The sequence below is a fragment of the Oleiphilus sp. HI0117 genome (assembly GCF_001635235.1).
Genome location: NZ_LWGA01000217.1, coordinates 1 through 771, shown reverse-complemented (window position 1 = coordinate 771; position 771 = coordinate 1). Strand labels below are relative to the sequence as shown.

At 43.3% G+C, this 771-nt stretch carries 1 protein-coding gene; it reads right to left on the bottom strand.

The features are described 5' to 3' along the window. Nucleotides 1-669: class II glutamine amidotransferase (locus A3757_RS02695; protein ID WP_197469681.1), on the bottom strand; the 669-nt coding region annotated here is incomplete at its 3' end. Nucleotides 670-771: the final 102 nt, after the last annotated feature.

Below are 771 nucleotides of genomic sequence, written 5' to 3'. Positions count from 1 at the left end.
GATGGTCACGTCTTGGCGTGTCAGTACGGCGATATCGCCTTCTTCTAGGAAGGAGAAACGGTTCGTTACTGGTAATAATGCTAATTGATCTGATGCCAGGAAGTTTTCTCCTATGCCATATCCTATCACTAATGGGCTACCAGAACGCGCTGCAATTAGCTGGTCTGGATCACTGGTATCCATAACAACCGTTCCGTAAGCACCTTCTAATTTCTTCACAGTTGATCTGAATGCTGATAATAGTGAGTCATGTGTTTTTAGTTCATGATGAACTAGATGAGCAATCACCTCGGTATCTGTATCCGAAGCAAATTCATAACCCACGGCACTTAGCTTCTCACGCAGAGTATGATGGTTTTCAATGATCCCGTTGTGAACAACTACAATTTCGGAACCTGATACATGAGGGTGGGCATTACGTTCGCTAGGTTCACCATGAGTTGCCCAACGTGTGTGTGCAATACCGGTTCCACCTTTGCAAGGGTTTGCCTTTAGTGCGTCTGCCAATTCTTGAACTTTGCCTATACGTCTCAAGCGATTAAATTCGCCTGCTTCAGACAATAAAGCCAACCCTGCTGAATCATATCCTCTATATTCTAAACGCTTCAAACCTTCGAGAAGAATTTCAGCTACATCCCTTTGAGCCACAGCTCCAACTATTCCGCACATACCTTTTGTTCCTGTTTTCCAAATCTTATTCGATTACTTTACTAGTCGAAATCTTTAACTTACTTTTTGCTGGGTCTGTCCCAACCATCGATATTTCTTTGC